Source organism: Microcoleus sp. T3_A4, from assembly GCF_036700465.1.
Lineage (GTDB): Bacteria > Cyanobacteriota > Cyanobacteriia > Cyanobacteriales > Microcoleaceae > Microcoleus.
Genome location: NZ_JAUBOY010000021.1, coordinates 18,686 through 38,804 on the forward strand (window position 1 = coordinate 18,686; position 20,119 = coordinate 38,804).

General features: G+C 45.2%; 15 protein-coding genes. 8 read left to right on the top strand and 7 right to left on the bottom strand.

What is annotated here, in order from left to right:
* Window positions 1-557 precede the first annotated feature (557 nt).
* A complete protein-coding gene (locus QUA07_RS13450; protein ID WP_333325879.1) occupies window positions 558-2,645 on the bottom strand; it encodes a CHASE domain-containing protein in 2,088 nt (695 codons plus the stop codon).
* Between the two features lie 375 nt (window positions 2,646-3,020).
* The gene (locus QUA07_RS13455; protein WP_333325882.1) at window positions 3,021-4,931 is read right to left on the bottom strand and encodes an ATP-binding protein; all 1,911 of its coding nucleotides are present in this window, start codon (window positions 4,929-4,931) and stop codon (window positions 3,021-3,023) included.
* 381 nt (window positions 4,932-5,312) lie between these two features.
* On the opposite strand from QUA07_RS13455, the gene QUA07_RS13460 reads away from it, so the two are divergent.
* A complete protein-coding gene (locus QUA07_RS13460) occupies window positions 5,313-5,510 on the top strand; it encodes a hypothetical protein (protein WP_015175364.1) in 198 nt (65 codons plus the stop codon).
* Between the two features lie 346 nt (window positions 5,511-5,856).
* Window positions 5,857-6,702 carry a cyanophycinase gene (locus QUA07_RS13465; RefSeq protein WP_333325885.1) on the top strand — a complete coding sequence of 282 codons (846 nt, stop codon included), beginning with the start codon at window positions 5,857-5,859 and terminating at the stop codon, window positions 6,700-6,702.
* Between the two features lie 161 nt (window positions 6,703-6,863).
* Here the strand turns inward: QUA07_RS13465 and QUA07_RS13470 are convergent, their stop codons facing one another.
* The gene (locus QUA07_RS13470) at window positions 6,864-7,112 is read right to left on the bottom strand and encodes a hypothetical protein (RefSeq protein ID WP_333082902.1); all 249 of its coding nucleotides are present in this window, start codon (window positions 7,110-7,112) and stop codon (window positions 6,864-6,866) included.
* 1,162 nt (window positions 7,113-8,274) lie between these two features.
* On the opposite strand from QUA07_RS13470, the gene QUA07_RS13475 reads away from it, so the two are divergent.
* Window positions 8,275-8,493 (top strand): alpha amylase C-terminal domain-containing protein, encoded by a 219-nt coding sequence (locus QUA07_RS13475; protein ID WP_333082901.1) that lies wholly within the window; start codon window positions 8,275-8,277, stop codon window positions 8,491-8,493.
* A gap of 124 nt (window positions 8,494-8,617) precedes the next feature.
* On the opposite strand, the gene QUA07_RS13480 is transcribed toward QUA07_RS13475, so the two are convergent.
* Window positions 8,618-8,755 (bottom strand): hypothetical protein, encoded by a 138-nt coding sequence (locus QUA07_RS13480; RefSeq protein ID WP_333325889.1) that lies wholly within the window; start codon window positions 8,753-8,755, stop codon window positions 8,618-8,620.
* Window positions 8,756-8,779: 24 nt separating this feature from the next.
* Here QUA07_RS13480 and QUA07_RS13485 point away from each other — a divergent pair, with 24 nt between their 5' ends.
* Both QUA07_RS13485 and QUA07_RS13490 read left to right on the top strand, forming a co-directional pair.
* The gene (locus QUA07_RS13485) at window positions 8,780-9,157 is read left to right on the top strand and encodes a BON domain-containing protein (protein ID WP_333082899.1); all 378 of its coding nucleotides are present in this window, start codon (window positions 8,780-8,782) and stop codon (window positions 9,155-9,157) included.
* Between the two features lie 104 nt (window positions 9,158-9,261).
* A complete protein-coding gene (locus tag QUA07_RS13490; RefSeq protein WP_333325892.1) occupies window positions 9,262-9,693 on the top strand; it encodes a DUF2294 domain-containing protein in 432 nt (143 codons plus the stop codon).
* Here the strand turns inward: QUA07_RS13490 and QUA07_RS13495 are convergent.
* A complete protein-coding gene (locus QUA07_RS13495; protein ID WP_333325895.1) occupies window positions 9,647-10,105 on the bottom strand; it encodes a response regulator in 459 nt (152 codons plus the stop codon). The genes QUA07_RS13490 and QUA07_RS13495 overlap by 47 nt on opposite strands.
* A gap of 544 nt (window positions 10,106-10,649) precedes the next feature.
* On the opposite strand from QUA07_RS13495, the gene QUA07_RS13500 reads away from it, so the two are divergent.
* Both QUA07_RS13500 and QUA07_RS13505 read left to right on the top strand, forming a co-directional pair.
* Entirely contained in the window at window positions 10,650-11,453 is an 804-nt protein-coding gene (locus tag QUA07_RS13500; RefSeq protein WP_333325898.1) for a DUF2267 domain-containing protein, read from the top strand.
* Window positions 11,454-11,854: 401 nt separating this feature from the next.
* Window positions 11,855-14,503: an EAL domain-containing protein gene (locus tag QUA07_RS13505; protein ID WP_333325901.1), complete on the top strand. Its 2,649-nt coding sequence runs from the start codon at window positions 11,855-11,857 to the stop codon at window positions 14,501-14,503.
* 272 nt (window positions 14,504-14,775) lie between these two features.
* Here QUA07_RS13505 and QUA07_RS13510 read toward each other — a convergent pair whose 3' ends face one another.
* Both QUA07_RS13510 and QUA07_RS13515 read right to left on the bottom strand, forming a co-directional pair.
* A complete protein-coding gene (locus tag QUA07_RS13510) occupies window positions 14,776-16,428 on the bottom strand; it encodes an alpha-amylase family glycosyl hydrolase (RefSeq protein WP_333325903.1) in 1,653 nt (550 codons plus the stop codon).
* A 484-nt stretch (window positions 16,429-16,912) separates the two neighbouring features.
* A complete protein-coding gene (locus QUA07_RS13515; RefSeq protein WP_333082892.1) occupies window positions 16,913-17,632 on the bottom strand; it encodes a response regulator transcription factor in 720 nt (239 codons plus the stop codon).
* 397 nt (window positions 17,633-18,029) lie between these two features.
* On the opposite strand from QUA07_RS13515, the gene QUA07_RS13520 reads away from it, so the two are divergent.
* On the top strand, window positions 18,030-19,898 hold the full coding sequence (locus tag QUA07_RS13520) for a PAS domain-containing sensor histidine kinase (protein WP_333325906.1): 1,869 nt from the start codon (window positions 18,030-18,032) through the stop codon (window positions 19,896-19,898).
* The last annotated feature ends 221 nt before the right edge of the window (window positions 19,899-20,119 follow it).

Consider the following 20,119-nt stretch of genomic DNA (forward strand, 5'->3'; position numbering starts at 1 on the left):
GTAATTGGTAATCTGGCATCGCTACAATTATAAATTGTCACGACGGGTAAAACCCCAAATATTTGTTTTGGGCGATATTTAACTATAAATTAAGACGCGCTTGGCAATAACTCTAACTCAGGACAGTTGACTGTTAATTGTAGGGTGCAACCTAAGCACCGCGAGCATCTTTCACAGGAATGCAAGCCAAATTTTCGCTAGGTATATATAGCCCAGTCTCATTAAGAGTGAGGTATGTCTGGTAATGGGTAATGGGTAATGAATAATGGCACTACCCTGCTTTTGAACAGCAAGCTTTTTCATGATGACCTTTTTCCCGATTCCCGATTACCGAACACCGAAAACCCAAGCGTCCGCGAATCTTTTTGAGAACTACTATATATCAATCGAGTTCTCCGGTTCGCGCTCCTAAAAAGTCTTTTGACAAAATTGAAATGTTCCCAATTTCTGCAGCTAATTGCAATTGATATTAGTTCTCAGAAAAGCTGCAACTGTAGCAGACATCTAAACCATTAGACAGTAAGTTATTCTCAATCCTAAAATCTAAAATCTAAAATCTAAAATGGTATGACACTTACCGCAGGTGAAACCTTAGAAACAGATTGCTCGAACTGTTGCCGCACCGGCACCTCAATCAAGAATTCAGTTCCCTCTCCCGGAGCCGATACGCACCTGAGCGAACCGTGATGTTTGTCTACTATTTGATAGCAGATCGACAATCCCAAGCCAGTACCTTTGCCTACAGGCTTGGTAGTAAAAAACGGATCAAACAAACGCTTTTTGACATTTTCCGTCATGCCCGTTCCATTGTCAGCGATTCGCACGCATACACAATTAGAACTTAAAAGTTCAGTGCGAATCCGAATAGTAGGTAAAAATGCAGAATTCGAGGCGTTGTTTTCGAGCTTGTTTTGATTTGCTGCATCATATAAAACATCAATGGCATTGCTCAAAACATTCATAAATACCTGATTCAATTGTCCCGCCCAGCACTCCACTAATGGCAAACTTCCGTATTCTTTGATGAGTTTAATGCCAGAAAAATCAGCTTTTGGTTTCAGCCGACTCTCCAAAATCATCAAGGTGCTGTCAATGCCTTGGTGAATGTCAACTGACTTCATTTCAGCTTCATCCAAGCGCGAAAAATTCCGCAGAGAAAGCACGATCTGGCTGATCCGTTGAGTTCCCATATTCATAGATTGTAGGATTTTAGGCAAGTCTTCAGTGATAAACTCCAAATCAATATCTTTTAGTTTTGCTTGCACTTCGGGCGTTGGGTTCGGATATTGCTGCTGGTATATTTCCACAAGTTCCAGCAAGTCTCGACTATATGCGCCTGTATGGATCAGGTTGCCAGAGATGAAGTTCACAGGATTGTTAATTTCGTGGGCAACTCCAGCCACCAACTGCCCCAGGCTGGACATTTTTTCAGTTTGGATTAGTTTAAATTGAGCTTCCTGCAAATTTTTTAGTGCTGTTTCTAGTTCAGCGGTGCGCTGTTTTAGTTGAATTGTACGATCGTACACTTGCTGTTCTACTTTTGCAGTACGTTCTAGAGACATCAACAGGTAAATCGTCAAGCTGCCAGTCATCAATAGCCCGATCGCGCCAATTGCCAGCGAACCCTGATGCGTCCTCATGCTCTGGTACCCCTTCCCAGGCAAAACTAGCAGCCTCCACTGGCGGTCTGCTACGTTAAATAGGCGAGTGCAAGCACTAGGATTTTGACAGATTTTTCCCCGGATATTAGCTAACTCTGGCTTTTCGTGTTTTGGGTTATCTATTAACTGCTTAGCTTGTGAGTCGTAGCGCACTAGAAAGCGTTCTTTCTCTATAGCAGAGTTGTCATAGAGGTAAAAATTAATCTTGTCTAAATTTAGCGATTCTAAAGAGGAATCGACCATACTGGTGATCTGAAACAGGCCCGCAATAACTCCCATGAGGTTTTGGCGGCCGTTGACGGAGTTATCAGCAGAAGTTGTGCGGCGGTGTACTGGTAGAAATACTTGCAATCCCGGTTGATTGTTGCTGACTAATCTAATCCGCCCGGAAGCCCCTATTTTCCCGGTATTCACCGATTTCTCTAAAGCTGCTTTGCGATCGGGGCTGGAGGCAACATCAAAACCGATCACTTTATTATCTTCTTCTAGTGCTTCTCTGTAAATAATTGGAAAGTATTCCGATCGCACTTTTGCTTTGACCTGCTTTTTGTCAGGAGTTCGCTCGTAAATTTGAAATGCGGGAAAATCTTCGGCTCGAATTCTCCGTTCATAAGCTGCTTTTTGGGCAGCAGGTACGCGCCGAATCCAGTTAACAGAATGTATAGCAGTATTGCGGGCAAGTGCAGGTTGAGCGAAGTGCTTAAAATCTTCTCGGGTAACTTCAGTAGACGCCCTGTAGAATCCTTCAAGTGAGTACAAAACTTCTAAATTTTTATTGATGCTTTGCTGCAATGCCACATTCAGGCGATCGGCTTGCTGATGAAATTGAGCTTGCATTCGTTGGTTTTCCGAATGCCACACAACGGCTGCGGCTGCCAATGACAAACTCGTACCAGTGCAAAGAGTCAGGGCTGCTGGAATGTAGCGACGGTGCGACAGTAAACTTTCGGTCAGCGAATTAAACCAATTGCTCGCAAAATTCATATTTCCAGACCTTCTGCCACCGGAGTGCAATTTTTTAAAGACTTGTAAAATTCCTTGATAGCACGAAGGGCAGCGCAGAAACCAGATTGTCTAAAAACTTATGATCGCAGGAATAAGACTTACCCTGAGCAACTCAGTTTCTACGAAACTATTGGTCTGGTAACGAGAAAGTTGGGAAGAAACCGGCTTTTTACGAATAGTGTATCCACGACTGAGGAATTGAAAGCGATTGTAACTAAGTGTAACGAAGCCAGTTCCCATCTGATCCCTCCCAAATTCCTTCCCCGGAAGAACCTGGGAACGAGAAAAAACCTTGATGTGGTGGGGCGGGTAATCAATACCCACCCTACAAAACCAACTTAACTGTGGAAGCGCCTACAAAACAGTCCCTATTTCCTTCAAATAAACCCGTGTAAACGGTTCATCATCCCCCAGAGTATACTGTTCGATCAACCCCTGGCGGCGAAGAGAAATACTACTTCCTTCCCTCACCACAACAGTATCGTCATCAGTGCTTTCTCTAACCAACATCATCTCAGTTTCTCCCGGATTATCTAGCACCACCATATTGCTGCCCCGATAAAACATTCCCTCAGCTTCCAAAATATCTTCGGGATATTCAGCAATTAACAAATCGAGCTTGGGATTCCGTAGCAAACTTTGCACGTTAAGATGGTAATTCTTATTCAAAACTTTTTCAGAGCGGTTAACAAAAAGTCCACCGCGACAAACAGCACCGATTGTCCAATCGGGATGCTGCAACAGAATATGGTCGATAGTTTCTTGTAGGTCATGTACCGAAATTCTGTTGAAAGTAATAATTGGGATTCGAGCTGATTTTCCCGATTCAAAGAAAGTTTCGATAATATGCGAAGGCACATCAACTCCTTCGCCGACAGCGGGGTTAAGGTGCATAAAAATTCCCGGCGCGGCATTGATCTCGATAATCCCAAAATTGCCTGTTTTCCAAGATTTGGCGAGAGTTTCTGTTACCACATCAATCCCCAAACAAGTTAACCGAAAATGTAGGGCGATATCTTGAGCCAAAACAATGTTATCCGGGTGAATAGTGCGGGTAGCGTCGATGCTGACACCGCCTGCGGAAAGATTAGCGACTTTGCGTAGATACACAGTGCGATCGCGAGTTGGCACACTATCCAATGACAGTCCTTGTTCTTCCAGATACATTTCCATCGCTTCGTCGGACTGAATTTTGCTCATCGCCGAAGTTGGCGTATCCAAACGTTCTGGTTTGCGGTTTTCACGGCGGATCAATTCGCGAATTGTTGAGTCGCCATCACCTGTTACGCAAGCGGGTCGGCGTTCAGTGGCAGAAACAAATTTGCCGTCAACGCACAGCAGCCTAAAATCCGATCCTTTGATGCTGTTTTCCACAATTACTCGTACCGGATCTGTTTCGGGAATGGCCTTAACTGCTCTTTTAAAAGCTGCCTGCAATTCCTCGGCCTCCCGGACATCTGCTGTGACGCCAATTCCTTTATGACCCACTACTGGTTTGATAGCAACTGGGTAGCCAATTTCTCTAGCAACTGCCAGAGCTCCGTTTTCTGTGGAGACGATATCGCCTTTGGGAACAGGAAAGCCTAATGTAGCGAGAAAAGCTTTACAATCGTCTTTGCGCGTGGTAAAATCTGAGTCTAAGTGGCTGTCAGAATCAAAGGTAGTTGCAGAGCCACGAACCAGTTTTTTACCGTACCCATATTGCATTAGTCCTTCATCCCACAAATAAAATGCGGGAATGCCTTTTTGGGATGCCGATCGCATTAACGAATAAACTGTCGGGCCTCCGTAAACTGACTGCCGGAACATATTTTGCAGCGCGCCCATTTGTGCTTCCAAGGGAAAGTCTTGATTTTGATTAATGGCTTCAAACCAATCCCAAACTGCGTACACTACTGCTCGGGCAGTGCGGGCGTGAAGTGCTTCTATGCTGATTCTGTTAAACTGAGAAAACGGCTTGATGTTCCAGTGTTGAAAATGCAAACCCATGTCGAGTTTTGCTACTTCTGAGGCGGTACGGCCGAACAGTTGGGCATGGTTCGAGAAAGTTTCGTGCAGCAGTTGCGGGTAGCGATCGCCAATAATTTTCTGGTAATGTGCGATCGGCAAAGGTTCGCTCGCGCCCGTCACCGCGAAATCAAAAACTAAAGCCGCGGTGTCTAAATAAGGGTTGGGCCCGATATAGTGTTTGAAGTTGAACACATCAAAAATATCGGTTTTTCGAGCATTGACGCGAGCTGTTTCCGTGCTTTTTTCTTGCAGCATTTTCTAACCTCCTTTGAGCTAATTTTTTACGGTAACTTTATAGTCGGTGCAGGGGATACTACCTGCGGGCATAGATATTCCAGCAGTGAGATAAATACTCCCAGCAATTCTGCCCTCAGTATTGCCCGATAGGGGGAGTGGGAGAGTAGGGGAGATGGGGAGAGGGGGAGAGGGTGAGAGTGGGAAAATATTCCTTCTTCCTTCAACATCTAACTAAGCATAGATGACTAAGCATAGATAACTAAGCATAGATAACTAAGCACTTATGACTAACGACTACTTCTTTCCCCCCTTGCAAAAAAAAGCTATAACTTTTGAGAGGTACACTGTGTACTTATAATTGTTTATGACAGTGAAAGAAAATTTAAGAGGCAGCAAATTATGAAGATCGCACAAACTGCTCTCAGGGAAAAAGTTCACCACTTAGCTGAGGAAGCATTTCACCGGAAGCTAATTTCTGGCTACGGTGATGGTCAAAACAGCAACGAATATCAGATTGTCTGGAACGGCAAACCCAGACACCTACCTTTAGAACGGGCGAGTACCATATTGAGCAATTTGATCGAGCGATCGCACTAACGGGCGATCGGACTAATTGAGGACTGACGCTCATCAATCTGATTTCTACGAGCAATCAGAGGAGGATTAGCGAAGAATCGGATCAGAAACCGGATTGATCACCGCGCGCGCGTGGGCCCTGTAATTTAAGCTCATTTCTTGACCCCTCCTATCTCCTGTTAGGGGGGGTAAGTTTGTTTTGTCGATCGTCGAGGATGAGTCAACACCCACATCACCCTTGAGCTGTGTGCGTGCTGGAGGGGTAGAAGTATGAGATTTTTTTGTATCTATATATACCTTTGGGCCGTTTTCGGAAAAAAGAAGTTTGTGTTTTAGTGAAATTAAATAAATTAACAGTGGAGATATTATGGCGAGCAACCAAATTCAGGGGAAGTTGCTAATTATTGGTGGCGCGGAAGACAAAGAGGGGGACTGCAAAATTCTGCGGGAATTCTTGCGGTGCGCCGGAGGAACTAAAGCGCGCATTGTTGTCATGACTGCTGCAACAAGCTTGCCGGGAGAAGTAGGAGATAATTACATCCGAGTGTTTGAGCGACTTGGCGCTGAAGACGTGCGAGTTGTTGACACCCAGAAACCCGAAGATGCCAGCAATCCAGATTATTTAGAAGCGATCGAACAAGCCACTGGCATATTCTTTACAGGCGGAGATCAAGCGCGGATTATTAGCTGCTTGAAAGACACCAAACTCGACGCAGCTATGCACAAACGCTACTCGGAAGGGGCGATTGTTGGTGGCACCAGCGCCGGCGCGGCAATGATGCCAGACATGATGATTATTGAAGGAGACTCAGAGACAAATCCCCGCGTTGATGTGGTAGCAATGGGCCCGGGAATGGGTTTCCTTCCAGGAGTTGTCATAGACCAGCATTTCGCCCAGCGAGGCCGTCTGGGACGCTTAGTTTCGGCACTCTTGCTGCAACCTGCCGTGTTGGGATTTGGTATTGACGAAAATACAGCTATTTTAGTCCACGGTGACGAGTTGGAAGTCATTGGCGAAAGCGCTGTAACTGTCATCGACGAGTCGGAAAAACTCCACGACAATGTAGAGGGACTTTTGAAGGATGAGGCTTTGGCGATTTGCGGCGCTAAGTTGCACATACTCCCCCACGGATACCGGTTTAACTTGAAAACTCGCCAGCCGGTGCTCCATAACGTAGCAACTACAGCAGAGAAAGAAAGGGCGATCGCCTAATTTACTTGCAACTGGCAAACATCTTAAAATTATCTAAGGTGAGCACTGCAAACCTTACCCATTCTAGCAAGTAGGACGGTTAAAAACCCAGTTTCTCTCTCCACAAGCAATAAAAAGAAGAGGATTTTACCTCTTCTTTTATTGCTGCGGCTTCGGATTTTTTAAGCACTTTTCTGTTCGCCAAAAATCGACTGCTGCCCTTCTGCAGTCGATATTAAATTCCACCCTTGAGTTCTCAGCTTCTGATAAGTTGCCCATCCCTTAGAACCGCCCGGTTCCCGGTAGTCGGGTACAGCGAACTGCGGAAAAGCTGTATAAGGCCGCCACCCCTGACGGGCATCGGTGCGTAAGTGCAATATCTTTTCTCCCTTGCCTCCGAGTCTGGGCAACCAACACATTTGTTTTAGCATTTTTAACACTCCAGAGTTTTACAGTAACGGTAATTCGCCAACATCCCCAATTAAACTTTTAGAGCTTTAGAGCCACTGCTCGGAATATCTAACGGGTAACAGGGACGAATGAGATTTTCACCAATTACCAATTACTGAGGTAGCAGCAGTCGTTAAAGCTGATTTCGGTTCTGCCAAGTTTGCCAGTCAAAAACTATAAAACAACTGCTGCCAAGACATAAGCAAAAATAATCATTGCTATTCTCGGCTCAAACTTGGCTTAAAGTCGATGGCGCGAAAATCCAGTGGAATAAAGCATTCATTCTTGTGGTTTTCCTTGCCTTATAATTACAATCACATCCTCGCTATTTCCGCCTAAAATGACATCTTTCTACAGTATTAGCTCTGTTAGCGAAAAAATGTTCCTTTAGTTACAAATATTAAACTCTGACCACGATTTATATAGTTATCAAAAGTTAAATTACTTTTCATAAACAGCCCTTAATATTTTTTAGTTACTTTAACTACATTTTTGATTGATTTAAATCTGGCCTCCGGGTGCTTAGTGGCGCACCTTACTCAATCGCTAGGGTGTCTACTACTAAACCCTCCGGGTGCGCCTATAACTACCTAACAACATAAGAGTTACACCTGTAACTCTTAAGAACGAGGGCGACAGATTTACCAAATTGTAAAAATCAATACTAATCACACTTATAATTTCTGCAAACCAGATATTCATGGCCGCTGCAATTGAATTCAAACTCTTCGCTCCCAACCACAAAGCAGCTACACTGCTCGGCGCTTTTTCCCAATGGCAAAAAAATTATTAGAAAAAGATGACAGAGGTTATTTCCGCACTAAAATTCAGCGCGTTGCTTAATTAGGGTATAAAAAAATAAGTTGAAAATCCCGAAGCTTTGTAGATACTGGTTTCTATGACTTGCATATTTAGCCTTTCATACCATAAATCAGCAACGCCCGGTTTTGTTAGTCACAGCAGTAGGAATACCGATGCTGTGGATGGGCGAAGAGTTTGGACAATCCACTCGGCTAACTCGCAACCACTCGAATAAACTGCAATGGTTTTTGTTGAAAAATTAGCCAAATCATGAGTTCTTGGAATACTACAAACACGTGATTCGGCTGCGGGAAAAAGTTCCGGCACTTTATACCGAAAATATTGATATTTATCCACGAAAATCTCGAAGCCAAAGTGCTGGCTTACTACCGCTGGAGCGATGAGGAAACGCGAGCAGTAGTTGTCGCTAATTTTTCTGATACTTATCTATCTGGTAACAGCATTCCTAAGTTTCCGGCGGCAGGAAGTTGGCACGAGTGGATGTATAACAAAATAGTAGAAGTTGGGCAAGAAGGGTTTAAGTTGGATTTGCCGGAATGATCAGCGCAAGTATTTGTTTGAGAGCCGGAGAATTATGTCTCCAGGCAGATGATCGGCTCAGTTGTACAACAGTAGATTGTATTTAGGATGGGCGCACCAAACTCAACAAACTGGGTTTTTCTACCTAGGTGGATGGCTGTAACGATACTTTTTTGTAAAAAAACTCGGTTTCTGCATCCAAGAGTGCGATCGTAATTCCTGGTATTGAGAAGAAAAATTGCACGGCGACGTGCCAACTGTCAATTAACAAGTCAATTAACACAAACTTTGTCGGAGGACAAACTCTATGGGCTGGCTAAAAAGATTGTTTGGTTTAGAAAAACTTGAAAATCAAGAAACTGTTGATGCTCCTGCTTACCAAGCACCTGTAGCTCAATCTCAAGCTCAAGCTCAACCTGCTGCGAGCGCTCAGACAATCCCGCCGGAACGCATGGGCTTGAACGGAGAATACGATCAAAGCGGTTTAGCTAAACGGGTTGCTCAGGCTTTCGATGCAAATCCAGATGTTGCGGATATTGAGACTGTTTATGTGGCTCAACTTGGCACTACGGTGGTTCTCAAAGGTACAGTTCCCAGTCAGGAAATTGTCAAGAAGTTGGTGACAATTGCTAAAGGCGTTAAGGGTGCAACTGGGGTGGAAACTAATGAAGTTACTGTCGGATAACGCGACGGTTATTTCTAACAGTTAACAGTTAGCAGTTAACTGTTAACCAGTTAGTAGTTAACAGTTAACTGTTTTTTTGATTTATCTTTATCTCAATAAAAAATATGACAGGCGAAACATTAGAACCTACTCGCGGGAAATTAGAACGCACTCTTTCGCAGGGAATTCAAGCTTTGTACCGCTCTCAGCTCGGACACCAAACGAGTCAAGCGCTCTGCAATCTTTTGGATAACAAATTGATAATTGTTATCGAAAATGGGCTTACTGAACCAGAAAAACTGCTGGCTCAGAACGGTCAGCACGATTTGGCTTTGCAGGTGCGAGCACAATTAGAATCAGTTCTGGAATTGCCACTGAAAGAATTAATTCAAAAGGTTTTGGGCGTGGGAGTCACTGATTTGCTCCGCGATGCGACCTTAGAGACTGGCCGCACGGGAACGATCGCAATTTTGGACTCTGCACCTCAATTTCGTGATTCTAATTATAAATCTAAAACTCCACCAAAAGCATTTCAGAGTTCAGGTACTGGCGGATAATTCTTTCTAAATCTTTGATGTTAAAAGGTTTGGAAAGGTATTCCACGCAGCCTGCTTGGAGAATCCGATCGCGATCTTCTGCTTTTGCTAGTGCTGTGACAGCAACAATCGGAATATGTCTGAGCTCGGGGTTTTGTTGGACCCGCTTTACTACTTCCATACCGTCTATATCCGGCAGGCAAATGTCGAGCACGATTAGGTCGGGTTGTCGATCGACTGCTGCTGAAAGAGCTGCGTACCCGTCAACTGCTCCCACACACTCGCAGCCGAATAAATCGAGTATTTGTGTCAGCAGCTCTAAGTTGTCCGGATTGTCGTCTACAGCCAACACTAAAGGACGCTTGTCAACCTGGGGTTGACCGCTAATCAAAGACGAGGATTCCAATTTATTGTCCCAATGAAGGTAGTTCATAAATGCCGCTCGAAACGATCAAAAAATTTGTTACCGAGGCATTCTTCAAGTGGCACTGCGGCACTTGAAACAGATTGGCTCGTATTGGTAGCTCTTCCATGACCAGTTTTTGGTCTAATCCGATACAATATCGCTACAAGCTGCGGGCAAAATGACCGCTGTTGATTAACCCCATAGCACCTGCTTAATTCTACCTCTCCCAGCGCCAATTACCAACTTAGGGGCTCTTGGTGCGTCAGCCCTGGTAAAAACACGCAATAAATACGGATAATCTTACCAATAAAGCATCCTCGCTTAATAGCATTGAAGAGTGGCGACAGCTTTTAAGGATAATAACAACATTAGACGTGGGTTCCCATACATGGATCTACCTAAAGGAATATTCTAGCCCCAACTTGAATTTAATAACTTACACCTGCTGAGAGATACTTGATTACTCTACTTTATACTTCAATGTTTTTAAGTAGTAATCATCACAATTTAAGCCAGTAAAAAAATTAAGTTTTTACATGAGCTTTACCGGATATTAACCTAGGAGGTTTTAATGACAATTCCAATCAGAGACGACCTGACTTACATTTTGCTCAAAAAGATTGGCAGCGGAAACGGCAGGGGAGAGTCGGAAATTAGGAACGCAGCCGAAGAATATGTGGGTCACCAGGTGGCGGAAGCGGAATTGCTCGGTCATCTGGACTACCTCAACCAAAGAGAATTTATCAAAGCTGACTTTAGTGGAGAACCTTACGGAGGAACTGAGGTATTGCCGCCTTTAGTCGCATTTCAAGAAGCTGATTTAACAGAAAAAGGTCGCAAACTGTTACACAAAATGGAGACGAATCCTCCGAAGTCGCTCCATCAAGAAGGGTCGGCAGTTCCTATCGCTTCAAAGGATATGCCGTTTTTGGAAAAAGTGATGGTAAACGGTCACTTGGAGGATATTTTTGATGCCCGTGACATTACCGAAGTAGTGTACCGGGTCATGCGCGATGTGATGACAAAAGAAGCCATCGAGCACGTGGAATCTGAATTGCACAAAGAAGTTTTGCCTACGGATGACAAAACCCTGCAACAAGAAATAGCCGACCTCTGGAAAGATACCAATCCGCTGGTGGGATTGCTCAGCCGGGTGCGTCAACCTTTGACCGGCGCGCCTGCACCCTTGGGGATCGATGGCAATTTGTTTGCACGGAGGGTGGAACTAGAAGGCGCACTTCCTTCGGGAGTAAAACCGGAAACTGCGATCGCGGCTGTATTTTCGGCAACGAAGGATGAGCTGTCCGAGGAGCGAATTCAGGAAATAGCTGGCTTTTTGCCGGACAGAATTCGGGGAATTTGGGAGTCTGCTTAACGAGACGTTTTAAGGTATAAATACTTACCAGCCGGGTTGAGCAACCAGTATTCTCCCTCAAGAGGGCAGAATACTGGTTGCTCAACCCGGTTTCTTTATACTTTTTGTCTGGTAGCTCTGCAATTGCTTTGTAGTGAGGACGAAAGTCCGATCGAACTCGATCGAACTTTCGTCCTCACTAATTGTCAGATCGCTCTTGCCTTGCCTTGTAAGTGCTGTGAAAAACCCGGTTTATCACTCAAATTTGTCTAAAAATCAGAAATATCCCCAGAAACCGAGTTTCGCGCTCTTGGGTTGGGTCAAGCCCCTAGACAGAGCGAAAGTATTGTAATGTATAATACAAGGCAAGTTAAGACTGTGGCTCGCAAAAATGCTGTCAACAGCCCGGGAGATCAAAAGGCATGACCCGCACCAAAGTTACACAAATGTCACGATCGACTTTAGAACAAGAGATTTTACTCAATCGAATTACCAATCGCATCCGCAACTCTTTAGAACTGCAAGAGATTTTGACGACAACTGCCCGAGAAATCCGCAGCTTTTTACAGAGCGATCGAGTAAAAGTTTATCGCTTTGAGACCGACGGTAGCGGTGAGGTCATTGCTGAGTCCATCAACGGTGACAATTTGCCCTCTATGCTGGGTTTGCGCTTTCCACCAGGCGACATTCCCCATAGTGCTCGGGAAATGTTTCTCAAAGCGCGGCAGCGAGTGATTGTAGATGTGGAATTGAAGCATCAAACAATTAATCGGTTAGATTGTCCCGAAACCGGTAAAACTTTAGCAGTTGAAGATATTACCTATCGTCCTGTAGACCCTTGTCACGCTGAATATCTGAAGGCTATGGGGGCACGTTCTTCTCTGACTGTGCCGATTTTGCATCAAAATCACCTTTGGGGGCTGTTGGTGTCTCACCATAGTCAACCGAAACGGTTTAGCGATCGAGAATTGAAAATGGTGCAGTTGCTTGTGGATCAACTTTCAATTGCGATCGCCCAATCTTTTCTGCTGAGTCAAGCTAGACAGCAAGCGCGTGACGAAGCCGTTATTAACCAAATTACCAGTTTGCTGCATTCTCCTCTGGAACTAAACGAAATTCGGAAAGTAGTTCTCGAACAAACTGTCAAGCATTTGCGTGGTTCAGGAGGGCGACTCTACATTGCAGCCGAGTTTGGCGATCGGCCCGCTTTGCTTTATACCTGTGGCCAGCAGCCCGCGGACATCGACCTTGAACTCAGCCCATTTTGGCAGCAGATTATGGGGAGGGCAAACCAAGACGATCCACCACAAACAGCTAATCATACAAGCCAATTAGGTATTTTTGAAAATCTATATTCCCAGCATTACAGCTCAATTGACAGCAATATTTCCAGTTTTCTCGTACCGCACTTGTACGCAATTTCCGATATTTCTAAAGAACCTCAACTCAAATCTGTATCTGCCAATTTAGTCGCAGCTTGCATTCGAGCATTTTTGGCAGTACCGCTGCAATACCGCCAACAGTGCATCGGCTGTCTCACCGTTTTTCGCAGCCCTATACAAACCGAAATTTTGTGGGCGGGCCGTTGCAGTTCGGACACCCGGCACGATCGTCCCCGACAGTCATTTGCAGCTTGGAAAGAAATCAAAACAGGCGAAGCTCAAAAGTGGACCAGCGAAGAACAGAAGCTAGCACAATCTTTAGGAACTCACCTGTACATGGCTGCAATGCAGAGGCGTGTCGAGGCGATGATCCGACATCAAGCTTCTCACGACCCATTAACCGGTTTACCTAATAGATTACTGTTTAATGAAAGGCTGTCTTTAGCTTTAGCTAGCGCTCACCAAAATGGAGAAATGCTGGCGGTAATCTTTCTAGATTTAGATAGATTTAAAAATGTTAACGATACCCTCGGTCATCCAGTGGGCGATTTGTTGCTGCAAAGTGTATCTCGGCGTTTGACTAAGTGTTTGCGCGTGGGGGATTCGATGGCTCGTTGGGGCGGAGATGAATTTACTGTACTGCTGTACAATATCAACACCCCGGAGGAAGCAACTAAAATTTGCAAGCTAATTATCCAGAGTTTAAGCAGTCCTTTTAATTTTGAAGGTCTGGAACTTTATATTAAGGCTAGCTTGGGAATTGCTTTGGCTCCTTACGACGGAGAAGATGCAGAAACTTTGCTAAAAAATGCTGATGCTGCGATGTATAAAGCTAAACAGAAAGGTCGCAATAATTATCAGTTTTACACGCAGGCGATCGGCAGTAAAGTCTCCGAGGATCTTAACTTAGAAAATGATCTTTACAAAGCTCTAAACAAATCTGAGTTTGTCCTGCACTATCAACCGCAAATAAATTTAAATACTGGCAAAATAGCGGGCATGGAAGCTCTGATTCGCTGGGAGCATCCCGAACGGGGTTTGATTCCTCCCGATCGATTTATTCCCTTAGCTGAGGAAACAGGATTAATCTGCCAAATTGACGAATGGGTGATGCGGACTGCTTGCTTGCAAAATCGAGCGTGGCAATTACTGGGATTGCCGCCGATTCGGATAGCAGTGAATTTATCAGCCCGCCAGTTTCTGCAACCTCACACTGTACAAACCATCGCTGAAATTTTATCAGAAACCAAGTTAAATCCCGAATATTTAGAAATAGAAATTACCGAGAGCATTGCGATGACAGATGTGAGCTTCACGGTGTCGGTATTGCAGCAGTTGCAGGACATGGGAATTCACATTTCTCTGGACGATTTTGGCACTGGTTATTCTTCGCTGTGGTCTCTGAAAAACTTTCCCCTCAATAATTTAAAAATAGACAAATCTTTCGTGGCCGATTTGGTGACCGGCAGCAGCGGTGCTACTATTGTGAAACTGGCGATCGCCTTGGGACAGGGGCTGAATTTACAGGTGATTGCTGAGGGAGTGGAAACAGCAGAACAGTTAGCGTTTTTGCGATCGCATCAGTGCGATATGGGTCAGGGTTACTTCTTTAGCAAACCAATACCGGCGGCGGCGGCAACGCAATTGTGCCTAGAAAATCAATCGGGGAAAATAAGGAGTTTAAATTAACCATCAGGAACCGGAACATAAAATAGTTTCTGTTTTGAGTTGTGAATTAGATAAGAACCTGTCAAATAACCCTTATAAGTTTATAGTGATATCAATTCCGGCGCAGGCCGGAATGATATCAAATCCGCGCTTCATCGTCGGGCGTAAAGTCGAATCAAGCTGCCAACAAATAATTCGCGCAATTTTCATTTTTGTGACTTACAGTCAACAGTCAACAGTCAACAGTCAACAGTCAACAATGATTCCGGTGTAACCGGAATTGATATGACAGCTTACTGCCAAACAAACACTTTGGCTTCGTATTCCGGCAAGTCAATCATAATATTGTCATCGCCAGATTCAACATCATAATTCCCAGTCCATTCGTGCCAAGTTCCGTTTGCCGGGAAGTGGGGAACGCTGTAACCTGCCAGATAATTTTCCGACATATTCGCCACTACTACAACTCTCGAACCTTCATCGTTCCAGCGAGTGTAAGCAAAAACTTTCGAGTCGGGATCTTCGTGGAAAAACTCGATGTTTTCTGTGTAAAGTGCTTGGTTATTTTTACGCAGGTGAATCAAGCCTTTGTAGTATTCCCACAAACCTTTATTCAGGTCATTTCCTAGCAGCGTCCAGTCAATTTTAGATTGCTCAATTGTTTTGCCTTTGTATTCGCCAAATTCTTCGCCCATCCAAATCAGCGGCACGCCAACTGCTGTCATTAACAGTACGGTTCCCAACTTCGCCCGCTTGAATGCTGCTTCATCCAAAATTCCGCGATCGCCCAATTCGGCAAAAATGCGATCGTGATCGTGATTGCTCAAATAATTGACTACATTCGTAGCACCCAAGTAACCTTGCCGCTTGCAGTCGATTACCTCTTTGAGCCGTTCTAAATCAAAATTGTCCCCGCAGAGTTGTGGAATTATGGAGTGATAGAAACTGTCGTGCCAGCAGCCGTCCATCGGCCCGTCTAGATTGGTGATGCTGGGCTCGTCGGGAATGTATTCGGCAACGGTATAAAACGGTTTGGGGCCGGCGACATTTTTGGCTTCTTGAACTACCCAGTGCATAAAATCATAGTTAGCAATTTGTCGCGCCGCGTCGAAACGAATGCCGTCGAGATGATATTCTTGAACCCAGAAGCGGACTGTATCGCCAGCAAATCTGCGTGCGGGGAAAGTTCCTAAGTTTTCGTCGTAGAATTCGTAGTTAAATTCCGGGCCCCAATTGTTGTCTGGATCGCGGGGTTCATGGTGATACCAATAATCGTGATCGATTTGAGTGAGGGGGCTCGACGCTTCCGAGTGGTTGTAAATCCCGTCCATGATGACGCGAATCCCACGCCCGTGACACTCGTCTATCAGGTTTTTGAGTTCTTCTGTGGTTCCGTAGCTGGACTCGGCAGCGAAGAAGTAGCGCGGGTTGTAGCCCCAACTGTAGTCGCCTGGGTATTCTTTGAGGGGCATGAGTTCGATCGCATTGACGCCGAGTTCGACTAGGTAATCGAGTTTTTCGACGACGTGTTTGTACTTGCCGCGGGCCAGCGGGTCTGCTTCGCCACCGGAAAAGTCGGCAACGTGCATTTCATAAATCACTAATTCCCGATCTGCCGGTAGCGGTTTATCGTCGTGTTTCCAGACGTAGGTATCGATAATGCGATCGCCATCTTTGATCCGAACAATGCCGTTTTGACTTGGATCGTCGATGTCAGTGGCGTAGGGATCGACCACATCTACCCACTGATCTGGTTCCACAAACCAGCTTTTCGACTGAACGCGGAATTTGTATTGATAAACGCCATCCTCCAACTCAACTCGCGTGCGGAAATAACCCTCTTCGTCCTTTTCCATCGGAATCTCTTCCCAATTAGAAAAAGAGCCAATCAAGGCAGCTCCTTTGTTGTAGGGAGCAAATAACTTGAATTCAATTGGGGCGGCCATAATACCTCTTTCTAAAATATTTCAGTAGCAGTTGATACTTTTAATTTCACAAAATTAAGCGAACTCAGCATCGCTCTGCGGATATAATTTTTTTAAGCCTTAACTATTCCTAAAAGTCTCGTAATCTTGCCTCTGCCTGCGCCTTTTATGAAGTGATATCGCGCAATATTGGCAGGGCGACCGAAATTTATCTAACTGGGGATCGCTCAACAACAAGTATTAGTAATATGATAGTTTTTCAGCATCTATCTTAGGGTAGATTCAATTTTTTAAAAGCTTTAAAAAATATCTGTACTGGGATAGATGCAGCTTTAAACTTTATCACTTTTTAAGAACAAACAATTCTTCGGCGGGTGCACACTGCCTATCCTAATTTTTTGGTAACAATTAGTGAGTCGGTGTGCACAGCACACCCTTAATCAGTGGCTGTAAGGTGCGCCCAGCGCACCCTACTTTTAACTTGATTTTGCCTGATGATAAGGCTTCATCCAACCAAGCCAGAACGCAGGGCGAGAACGGCTGCCTGAGTGCGGTCATCAGCGCACAACTTGTTCAAAATATTGCGGACGTGAGTCTTGACTGTACCGACAGTAATGTACAGCTTTTCGGCGATGGCAGCATTGCTGTAACCCTGTACGATCAGTTCCAAAACCTCTAATTCCCGCTCGGTTAAAGGGTAAGTCTCAATGATGTGACTAAATTCGGGTTCGGCAGCCTTAATTGTGACTCTTTTGCCCTCAGCCTTCGGTTCTTCCGGCGCGGCTTCCTGAGTGCGAGCTTGTTTCAGGACAATGCGGGCGATCGCCGGATCGATCCAAGAGTTACCTTCGTGAGTTACTTTTACAACATCTAATAACTGATCGAAGCTAATATCTTTCATGCAGTAAGAGTCAGCTCCGGCGGCAAAAGCTGCCAGAACTTCTTCTTCATTGTCCTGAAAAGTCAGAATCAAAATTTTTGTATCAGGATCGGACTCCGCTACCGATTTCTTGAACTTTTGTGTAAGTTCAATGCCATCAAAATCCGGCAACCCAATGTCTACAATTGCCACGTCAGGTTTTGAAGACTGAAGCAGTTTCAAGCCCTCTGTAGCGTTAGCTGCATCGCCGACAACTTCTATCGTGTCACGCTGTTGTAAAGCTGTGCGGATGCCGACTCTTGTCAGGTCATGGTCTTCTACCAAAGCAACGCGAATTTTACTCATCTTTCTTCCAATAGTCCGCTAAACTTTTAAAATATCGTCAACTGACTCAGTTAAACTGAGTAAATTTGAGAATGTGTCCTGATTTATGGTTTTACAGGCTGCACATCATTTTTAAGCATACTCATGCAGCCGCCAAGAATGCAAGTTAATTTTTAAGTTATTTTGCGGCGATGCCTGCACGAGCCCGATCGGGACAGGTAAGCTCTCAATGTTTCAACAGTTTAACTAAATTATCTCATTGTCCGCCCGTTGATAGAGGTAAGGATTCCACTACCCAGATAGATTTAAAGTATAAAAAATTTTGATGCACTTGGCTCGTCAAAATCAATAAAGCTAGCAGCACGAGTCTTTAGCCGGTGTTAGGGCTCTAGTCCAATGCTTATTTATATAACCTGTTATGACTCAGTATCACGGCAATAAGTCTTTTCAGTCGGAGTTTTCCGACTCTGAAATCTTACACAAAGTATCTGAAATAACATCCCCCCAACCGCAAGTTGGCGACTGCGAAACTCAGGACGATCGCCTGTGGTCGGCAATTCCTCACATAGTTTGGAAAACAAATGCCGACGGCTGGGCGACTTATTTCTGTCAGCGCTGGGAGGAGTACACCGGGGTACCAGCAGCAGCAGCTTTGGGTTTCGGCTATCTGGCGCGCGTCCACCCAGAAGACCGCCCTCGTCTATTGGCGAGATCGCACACTTCTAAGTTCCCGCCGCCAAGCTACGAAATTCTATTTCGTCTGCAGACGCGAGAGGGCACTTACCGCTGGAACCTGGCCAGAGGAGGGCCCGCTAATCTAGACAGTCAGGAAGTTTTGGAGTGGGTGGGAACCTACACAGATATGGAGCCGATCAAACAAACTAAAGCCGAGCCCCAAGCAGAACCAGAATTTTTTCCCGCTCAAGTGCCCTCGGAAGACAATTTCACAGCAAAAAATTTGTGTGAAGCCCGGACGGTAAGGGACGCGGAACAGGAGTTGCACGCGATCGATCGATTTACAAATCTGTTAAGCCAGCGCGCGGGTAGCTTGTGCCAGTTGTTGCAAGGCATTGCGGATGCGACTGTAGAGGCGATCGCAGGAGCGGAATTTTGCTTAGTTGCTCTCCTGGAGTACGATTGCAGCGGCCTCAAAGTCAGCGCTGTCGGGGGCACGGAAAACTTTGGTGGGGGCAAAACCCCGCACGTGCAAAACAAGCTGCTGTGGAAAGCATTTGCGACGGGAGAGTCTGTACTGTGCCGATCGGAGTCTGGCGACGGCTTGCTGCCGGCGGCGGCTTGTGCAGCGGCGATCGAGTCGGGGCAAAGCGGTCGTCTGGGTGTGTTGGCGATCGGCAACGGGAAAGACAGCAGGGCGATTGACGGGCAGACTCAGCAACTGCTGGCGGTGATGGGAAAACAAGCTGCGATCGCAATTAACAACGCGCTGGCGATCGAAAAATTAAAAAAGCAGGAACAGCTTTTAGACTTGCAAAACGAGCTGCTAATTCGCCAGCAGGAAGAACTGGAAAATCAGGGGCGACGCATTCAACAGCAAAAATTGCAACTGCTAGAAGCAGCCAAGTTAAAATCGCAATTTTTGGGCATCATGTCCCACGAATTGCGAACTCCCATGAATTCGATTATCGGCTTTTCCCAATTGCTGCTGCGCCAGCACAAACAACTGCTGAGCGCCCAGCAAACAGAAATGGTGGGCCGCATTTTACATAACGGCAAAAACCTGTTACTGCTAATTAACGATATCCTCGACCTCTCTAAAATCGAGAGTGGCCGCACAGAATTAAAAATTGAAAAATTTAATTTAGCGCATTTAGTAATGGATGTCGCCCTGGAATTCGGAAATGAAGCCACCGATAAGAACGTGGCATTGTCCGTCAGCGTCTGCTTGCAGGATCAGTTGATAGTTAATGACAAGTTGCGCCTGCGGCAAATTTTGACCAATCTCGTTTCCAACGCGGTTAAATTCACCCATGAGGGCAGCATCTACATTGAGGTGCGGGAATTAAAGGGCGATCGGCTAATTATCACCGTTCGGGATACAGGAATCGGCATCTGTGAAACCGATCTTCCCCACATTTTCGACAAATTCCGCCAAGGCGACCAAACAACAACTCGCCAATTTCCAGGCACCGGTTTAGGACTCGCTATTTGTGCGTCTTTAGTCAAGATGATCGACGGTACAATTACTGCCGAAAGTCAACCCAACAAAGGTTCGATATTTTGGATGGAATTCCCGCGAAAAGTTTACCCTAAAAAACTCACTTGCTGACTGAAAACCTTTTTATATTTATCAGAATGGCAGATTTTAACTGATCATACAAAAACTTTCGTCCCTCTCTAAGACACGAAAGAATAAATATGAGTAAGAGCCAAAAAAGGTTTTACCTACTAATTATAGCGGTAGGGTGCGCCGAGACGCACCCTACATATAGAGGTTTTGGGTAATTCCTTTATTCTTGAGTCCCTCTCTGCTAGGAGGAGAGTTTGTGT

Excerpts from the sequence above, each read along its gene's own strand:
- QUA07_RS13510 (WP_333325903.1), bottom strand. The coding sequence starts at position 16,428 with ATGGCCGCCCCAATTGAATTCAAGTTATTTGCTCCCTACAACAAAGGA.
- QUA07_RS13455 (WP_333325882.1), bottom strand. The coding sequence starts at position 4,931 with ATGCTGCAAGAAAAAAGCACGGAAACAGCTCGCGTCAATGCTCGAAAA.
- QUA07_RS13500 (WP_333325898.1), top strand. The coding sequence starts at position 10,650 with ATGACAATTCCAATCAGAGACGACCTGACTTACATTTTGCTCAAAAAG.
- QUA07_RS13470 (WP_333082902.1), bottom strand. The coding sequence starts at position 7,112 with ATGCTAAAACAAATGTGTTGGTTGCCCAGACTCGGAGGCAAGGGAGAA.
- QUA07_RS13465 (WP_333325885.1), top strand. The coding sequence starts at position 5,857 with ATGGCGAGCAACCAAATTCAGGGGAAGTTGCTAATTATTGGTGGCGCG.
- QUA07_RS13515 (WP_333082892.1), bottom strand. The coding sequence starts at position 17,632 with ATGAGTAAAATTCGCGTTGCTTTGGTAGAAGACCATGACCTGACAAGA.
- QUA07_RS13520 (WP_333325906.1), top strand. The coding sequence starts at position 18,030 with ATGACTCAGTATCACGGCAATAAGTCTTTTCAGTCGGAGTTTTCCGAC.
- QUA07_RS13505 (WP_333325901.1), top strand. The coding sequence starts at position 11,855 with ATGACCCGCACCAAAGTTACACAAATGTCACGATCGACTTTAGAACAA.
- QUA07_RS13490 (WP_333325892.1), top strand. The coding sequence starts at position 9,262 with ATGACAGGCGAAACATTAGAACCTACTCGCGGGAAATTAGAACGCACT.
- QUA07_RS13450 (WP_333325879.1), bottom strand. The coding sequence starts at position 2,645 with ATGAATTTTGCGAGCAATTGGTTTAATTCGCTGACCGAAAGTTTACTG.
- QUA07_RS13485 (WP_333082899.1), top strand. The coding sequence starts at position 8,780 with ATGGGCTGGCTAAAAAGATTGTTTGGTTTAGAAAAACTTGAAAATCAA.
- QUA07_RS13495 (WP_333325895.1), bottom strand. The coding sequence starts at position 10,105 with ATGAACTACCTTCATTGGGACAATAAATTGGAATCCTCGTCTTTGATT.
- QUA07_RS13460 (WP_015175364.1), top strand. The coding sequence starts at position 5,313 with ATGAAGATCGCACAAACTGCTCTCAGGGAAAAAGTTCACCACTTAGCT.